Raw genomic sequence first — 6,435 nt, 5'->3', positions numbered from 1 at the left:
CCTCCGCCGTCACTGTGTTTGCCTGATCCGGCACTGCGGACCTTCGCCGCGCTCAACTTGTAGAGTGATCCGGCCATATCCCCTCACAGCATCTCTTATCCCCCGTTTTATCCCCTCTTTTCTATGCGGCTTCAAGAGGTACTCTGAGGCATAGTGATCGTTGAACCGGTTAACTTCATTGTTTTCATTTCTAAAAAAGTCATACTAGCGGAATCTTGGTGCATTGTGATGCACATGTTCAATGCCTCTCCTAGGCACCATGTTTTTCTCAACACACTGAAAAGAAATGTGATTGGCTATAAGCCTGTCTGTGTTCTCTGATCTACCCGCCGAGTCCTTGTCATTAGGCAGAGTTCAAACGTCTAAAGCTCGATTCCTTCAACACGCTATTGCGGTAAAGCTAAGGCCAACAGAAATGTTGGTCGTTGTTGGTGCACGCCTGCTCATTTTAGGGAGCAGCGATCGCCCCGACAACATATCAGGTGCCGGATTCTTAGGGTCATAGCCCTTACCGTGAACCTTAAAGGGCTGGGGCGAGGTGCTGGAAGGGCCTACTCACAATCTTGCACCAAAGCTTTTAGACGGTCTCCAATTGAAGGCGGAAGGAAACACTCGATCTCAGGGTTTCTGAGGTTAGCTACGAACCCTTCGCGTTTTGGTGATCTGAGTGCTAGGCGAAGAAATCTGGGTTCGACCAAACCGTTTCCCGGGGATCAAAAAAATCCAATTACCTATCTCGTTGTCAAATCGAACGTGTATTGCGCCAGGACATCGTGCTGAGCCCCATCGGGGCGCAGGGTGGATCGAAAAAGGCTAAAGCCGGAAACCAACATCTCTGGCACGGCGGTCGTTGCCTCAGGGTCCAGGGCGGGCTGCATTACCTCGCATTGCCACGGCTTTACTCGTGCAATGGTTACATGAGGCCGGAAGCGTCGGCGAGGCAGGAAAATCCCGGCTTGCCGGGCCGCGGACTGGACTTTCCGGTGCAACGCATTGAGTGCAGCACAATCGACAACCCTGACAGCCAGCGCCTGGCCAAAACACTCGATCCCTGAGAACATGATGCTGAACGGTTGGCCTGAAAGTGCCAGCAGTTCTTCATGCACCGCTTCCAAAGCCTCCTCGGGTTGATCATCCAGAAAAGCCAGCGTCAGATGCATGTTCTCCGGCAAAACCGGTCGGCCAAATGGCTGCGCGCGCTGTAACGTGATCAAAGCTGCCGTTGCCTCGTCGCTGATATCTATGGCAACGAAAGATCGCATGGAGCCCTCTGGATTTGTCATTGAAGTAAGTGTGATCACACTGCCAATTCCACAGTGGTTTGTCACGCCAGCTCTTGTCCGCAGAGATACGGACAAGCCGAACCGGCTCATTTCTACCGTTGGTAATAATTCAATCTGTGGCTCACGCACCAAGCTGCGAATTGCTATGACCGCATTCTACACAAAGGGCCTGCAGACGTCGGCAACGCGGACGCAGCCGTCATTCACCGTGCGTTGGCTGCCTAATCCCTCTGAAAGCTTCGACGGCTCGCAATTGATTGCCAACATAGTTCGTGCCAGCATCGCGCTTGAAGTTTCTTTTAGCTCGCCGGGAGCCGACGTGGATAGCACTACCCCTACAAAAAGCCAGTTGAACGCCGCAGTTTTTGCAGGATGCATGGTTGCCTTTCTTGGCTTCGGGTTCTCCGCGACATTTGGTGTGTTCTTGGCACCTATGTCTTCCGAACTTGGGTGGGGTCGCGAAGTTTTTTCGTTGTCGGTTGCTGTTCAGGCTTTGATGTGGGGGATCGCTCAACCTGTCGCAGGTGCGTTTGCGGACCGCTATGGAACAGCACGTGTGATTGCTTTCGGAGCTGTTTGCGCTGGGATCGGTTTCCTGTTGAGGGGCCTCGTTACTGATCCGATTCCGTTTATCCTTACGGGTGTCCTTGTCGGGATTGGAACGGGCGCGGCATCCTTTCCGATTGTCATCGGAGCACTGGGAAAAGTTGTAACACCGGAGCGGCGGAGCTTCATTCTTGGTCTGGGTACCGCCGCTGCCTCTCTGGGGATGTTCGTGGCCGCGCCGTCAGCCACCGCCATGATTGGTGGGGTCGGATGGCAAACCGCCCTGATTTTGATCGCGTTCAGCTTTGCACTGATCCTGCCATTTCTCGTGTTCATTTCTCGCGTCTCCGTTCCCAGCGCCGCTGGCAGCAGTGCAGGCGATTTTGGAACCGCCATATCAATGGCCTTTTCCGACCGCAGTTATGTTTGTCTTTTTTTCGGGTTCTTTGTTTGCGGATTTCACGTGGCTTTTATTCAAACGCACTTGCCAGCCTATGTCGTTGATCTCGGCCTAGCGTCCTGGGTTGGTGCGTGGTCGCTGGCACTTATTGGATTGTTCAATATCGCCGGGTCGTTTCTCTCGGGTTGGTCTGGCCAGGTATATTCAAAGAAGAAGGTCCTCAGCGGTATTTATTTTACGCGATCCCTGGTCATCACCCTTTTCGTTCTGTTTCCAATTAGCGAGACAAGCGTTCTGGTCTTTTCCGCGTTGATGGGCCTGCTCTGGTTGTCGACAGTTCCGCTGACCATGGGGCTGGTCGCACAAACACAAGGGTTGAAATTTTTGTCAACGTTGGCTGGTCTTGTTTTCCTGAGCCACCAGACCGGCAGTTTCGTGGGGGCGTGGCTCGGAGGCCGCATTTATGACCTCAACCAGGACTACACGCCAATGTGGTGGTCGGCAGTCGCACTTGGCTTGCTTGCAGGGCTCATTCATCTTCCAATACGCGAAGAACCCGGACCGCTGGCGAGAGTTGAAGCGACCTAGAAAACTATCAAGTCGTATGGGGATGACCGCTAGGGGCCACCAGCGGCCGGTCAGAGGTCAAGTAATCAGTATTGGCTATGCAGCCTTAGTCGGCTGTTCCTGACGTACTTTGGCACGCAAATCTCATTTTGTGACTCCCACGAAATGTGTAGCATTGACGTTATGGTTTGATGCAATCCGGGATATTCTAATGTTCAAGTCACTTGTCTGTTCGGCGGTCTTCCTCGTGGGACTAGTTTCGACCGCATCCGCCCAAGACAGGCCCAATATCGTCTACTTTCTTGTCGACAACCTCGGCTATGGCGAGCTTGGTGCATATGGCGGCGGTATACTTCCCGGTGCCCATACTGAGCACTTGGATGCGCTTGCCGAAGAAGGCATGCAGCTTATGAACTTTGCGCCAGAGACGCAGTGCACGCCATCGCGTTCCGCGCTTATGACCGGGCGGTACTCAATACGATCAGGCAATCAGACCGTGGCTCTGGCCGGAAGCGAAGGCGGGCTTGTCACTTGGGAACGTACGCTTGCCGAACTCCTAACAGACATTGGGTACGCAACCTCGATCGTTGGCAAATGGCACATTGGCGCCTCGGAGGGGCGCTGGCCAACCGATCAGGGTTTCGATGAATGGATTGGTATCGCGCACAGCTACGACGAAGCCTTTTGGGCCGATGATCCATGGCATGACCCTGAAAGGGATCCCGTGGCTTATGTCATGGAGTCCACACGAGGAAAGGCACCCCGGAACATTGAGGAACTCACCGTTCCTGTAAAACTCAGCCTCGACCGAGAGTATCTTGATCGTTCGAAAGACTTTATCGATCGCAGCCTTGCCGCGGAAAAACCTTTCTTTCTTTATTTCAACCACACTCTGATGCACATGCCGGTTGCCCCGCGACCGGAATTCAAAGGCAAAACCGGTCATGGTGACTGGGCGGACAGCCTGGCCCAGCTTGATGCGGATTTTGCCGAGCTGATGGCATTTCTCGATGACAGGGGGCTGCGGGACAACACCATAGTTGTCTTCTCCGGAGACAATGGCCCGGAGGAACTGGAGCCAGATCGCGGCCATCCCGGTTTCTGGAACGGCACATACTTCACTGGCATGGAAGGATCGCTCAGGACGCCGGCAATGATCCGTTATCCCGGCGTCGTTCCGGAGGGGCTGAAATCGAACGAGATAGTTCACATCACCGATATGTTTACAACCCTGGCGCTATGGGCCGGCGCAGAAGTGCCTCAGGATCGAATCATCGACGGGGTGGATCAACGCGCATTCTTCGAAGGTTCCTCTGAATTCTCGGCCCGCGACGGCTTCCCCTACTGGATGGGTGACCGGATGTACGGCGTAAAATGGCGCAACTTCAAAGTCGTCCTCGTTCTACAGCGAACCTTCACGGATCCAGCGCTTGAACTGGCCACGCCGCATATCATCAACCTCGACGTCGACCCGCAGGAGCGCGAACCCTTCAATTATCCATACCTGCATTCATGGGTCGTTGCACATGCCGCCCGCATTGCGACCGAATTCAAGAAAAGCCTGGATCGGGAAGAGCCGATACCGGTCGAAGCGCCGTTGGATTTTGTTCCGTCGTCAAGGAGCGAGTAGTCCACCGGGTCGGCCGCTCTATTGCGGCCCTACAGCAAATACGTTTAGGCCGACTGTGTTTCGCGTTCCGTTCAGTTGGCAAGCAAACAACGAACGAGAGGTTCGGGCCGACCTTCGCAGCGGTCCCACAGTCCCGTCCCCGCAACTGGTCGGCAACGTTCAAAAGAGCTGACTGCGGGACCAACAGTGGGCTACTTCAAAACCAAATGCCCCCGCAGGTTAACGGGGGCATTTTCGATTTGTTGCAGTAGCATCAGGAGCCTGCTTCGGGTTTCGGGCACGGGCGGAACTCGATCATCCGCCCACCTTCGTTGGCTTGATCCATGGCATCCGCACAGACCTGACCACCGTTAAGATCGTGGGCGATTTTGGCATCTGTGATCGAGTACGAAATTTCCGCAGCGGTCGCGAAATCCCGCACTGTGATGACGTCGTCTCCCAGGATCGTTCTGCTGGTCTGTCTGGTGGTATAAGTCGCTCCGATGGTTGGGTCGATCACCTGCTGCGGGACACTGGCACCGCTGTCATACATGTTCTGTACCGTTCCCAAAGCTTCCGGCTTGGACATACCACCCAGAGAAATGTTCTGGTTAAGCCAGGTCAGACGCAGGTGTCGGCTTGCCGAGGAAATGTCCGCCGGAACGTTCTCTGCAGTCTTTCCATCTTCCGCATTGAACGCTGCAATGTTCTCGCGGTGGTACTGCAACAATGGCGCGTTCGCTTTTACCCCAAGGTCCGAACCTTCAACATTGCCGGAGTAAACCAGAACCTCACCGCCCTCGTTCACTTGGAACAGAACGACATCACCATTTGCGTCCACGGCCGAAACATGCACTCCGTGCTGACCCGCATGACCCAAATCTGCTGACCAGGCGAACTGGAACTCACCCGAGTTATATGCCTCGGCGATTTCGGGGGCGGTGTCGTACATTGCGACCAGATAACCCGGCGCGTCGGCCAAGTTCACGGCCGGGGCGCCATTGTCCTTGTAATCACCAATGTAGTCTGCACTGGGGGACATATAGAGCGTATCCGCAACCATTCCCTTGTCGTTGAAGGCCTGTGCCTGAACACCGTGGAAAGACTCGTTCTCTACCCAAGCTACAGTGAAGTTCTTCGCCGGTTCATCTGATTGGCGCGAGTATCCATAGGCTTCGTAAGATGTGACGTCATCGCCAACGCCGAAAGTCACAAGATCCATTCCGGTTTTTGTGCCCCAATCTACTGAGCGAACATAGGCGACACCGTGGTCTGATTGCTTGGCAAGCCGCGAGCAGGCGTCCGCTGATGACGCCAATGCGGTCGAGGCCATGAGGGTTGCCATCATTACTTTTGAAAAGAGGGTCATTGTCGTTTCTCCGTCTATCTAGTGTGATTGATCATCTCTGTTAGACCGATATAGACGTTGAATCATCTATGTGCAATGATTTTGCGCACATTTCCGGTATTCTGTTTTTGCAATGCCACCTTTGTCGGTACCGTTGACTGATGTGTAGATCGCCATTAACCCAAGGAATGACAGAACATTATTCACCGATGGAAAATCATGCAGGTTGAGAGCGACGTCGAACTCGGAAAGCGAATTGCAAAAAAAATCGCGGACCTCATCGAAGAACAAGGCACCAACCCTGGTGCTGTAGCGAAAGCGGCGGGGCTTGGCGTGACGTCGGTCAGAGACCTGCTGAGCGGCAGGGCGCGTACGCCGAACGTCGCAACTCTGGTTCGAATAGCGAATGTGCTCCACGCTGATCCGGGAGACCTCATTAGCCCTCAGCAAAGCGACCCCCAGGCAAATGCACTGTACTTTGCTTTAGACGCGGACAATCAACGCCGTATTCGCGCCATCATGCGAGCTTTGCTCAGCGATCAGGAAGCACGCCAGTAGTGTGAAACTGAAAGGGAATAGCGCACACCTCCAAGTTGGCCTCGGCCCCGAACTGGGAAGCTATGAAGCGCCACTTGTCGCATTGATGCGCCAACGCCGCGTTGGCGTTGCGGCGGTGGTTGGC

Annotated in this window: 5 protein-coding genes; 3 read left to right on the top strand and 2 right to left on the bottom strand. The window is 54.4% G+C overall.

Going from position 1 to position 6,435, the window contains the following annotated elements; genetic code table 11:
- Positions 1–731: 731 nt before the first annotated feature.
- Positions 732–1,262: an RNA 2',3'-cyclic phosphodiesterase gene (thpR, locus tag ACR0JW_RS21515; protein ID WP_170682612.1), complete on the bottom strand. Its 531-nt coding sequence runs from the start codon at positions 1,260–1,262 to the stop codon at positions 732–734.
- On the opposite strand from thpR, the gene ACR0JW_RS21510 reads away from it, so the two are divergent.
- Both ACR0JW_RS21510 and ACR0JW_RS21505 read left to right on the top strand, forming a co-directional pair.
- Entirely contained in the window at positions 1,261–2,817 is a 1,557-nt protein-coding gene (locus ACR0JW_RS21510) for an MFS transporter (RefSeq protein WP_480714416.1), read from the top strand. The genes thpR and ACR0JW_RS21510 overlap by 2 nt on opposite strands.
- A gap of 190 nt (positions 2,818–3,007) precedes the next feature.
- Positions 3,008–4,426, top strand: a complete 1,419-nt coding sequence (locus tag ACR0JW_RS21505) for a sulfatase-like hydrolase/transferase (RefSeq protein WP_170682613.1) — start codon at positions 3,008–3,010, stop codon at positions 4,424–4,426.
- 253 nt (positions 4,427–4,679) lie between these two features.
- On the opposite strand, the gene ACR0JW_RS21500 is transcribed toward ACR0JW_RS21505, so the two are convergent.
- Positions 4,680–5,774 carry an Ntn hydrolase family protein gene (locus ACR0JW_RS21500; RefSeq protein WP_170682614.1) on the bottom strand — a complete coding sequence of 365 codons (1,095 nt, stop codon included), beginning with the start codon at positions 5,772–5,774 and terminating at the stop codon, positions 4,680–4,682.
- 198 nt (positions 5,775–5,972) lie between these two features.
- Between ACR0JW_RS21500 and ACR0JW_RS21495 the strand changes: the two genes are divergently transcribed.
- Positions 5,973–6,311, top strand: a complete 339-nt coding sequence (locus tag ACR0JW_RS21495) for a helix-turn-helix domain-containing protein (RefSeq protein WP_170613896.1) — start codon at positions 5,973–5,975, stop codon at positions 6,309–6,311.
- The last annotated feature ends 124 nt before the right edge of the window (positions 6,312–6,435 follow it).

The sequence above is a fragment of the Ruegeria sp. BG6 genome (assembly GCF_056538465.1).
Note: the sequence above shows the minus strand (reverse complement) of the source record. Positions and strands in the feature narration are given on the sequence as shown.